Origin of the sequence: Cupriavidus sp. SIMBA_020 (assembly GCF_046535395.1) — a bacterium.
Taxonomy (GTDB): Bacteria; Pseudomonadota; Gammaproteobacteria; order Burkholderiales; family Burkholderiaceae; genus Cupriavidus; species Cupriavidus campinensis.
The window spans coordinates 1-277 of sequence record NZ_JAWRWU010000454.1 but is presented as its reverse complement, the minus strand read 5'-3'; the positions used below and the strand labels follow the sequence as shown (position 1 = coordinate 277).

Here is a 277-nt window from a genome sequence, read left to right as displayed (position 1 = left end):
CCTCGCTCGCTATCAGGCCGTTGCGCCGCAGCGGTTGAATCGTGCGAACGAGCGTGGTGCGCTGCATGCGCATGGTGTCGGCCAATTGCTTCATCGTCATCGGACCGGCGCGCTTCAGGCGCCCCAGCAGCGAAAACTGCGTGATAGTGAGTCCGACATTCGCCAGATGGCGGTCGTAAAGCTGCGATACGTGGCGTGCGGCCTGACGGATCGCAAAGCAGTCGTCGTCGAATGGCCCTTCCATTGCGCGCTTCCCTCACTCAAAGTGCGTATGCAC

General features: G+C 61.7%; 1 protein-coding gene. It reads right to left on the bottom strand.

Features of this window, described 5'->3' with window-relative positions; translation table 11 throughout:
- Nucleotides 1–244 (bottom strand): MarR family winged helix-turn-helix transcriptional regulator (locus tag SB751_RS30015; protein ID WP_410749022.1); only part of this gene is annotated, 244 nt, incomplete at its 3' end.
- Nucleotides 245–277 lie beyond the last annotated feature (33 nt).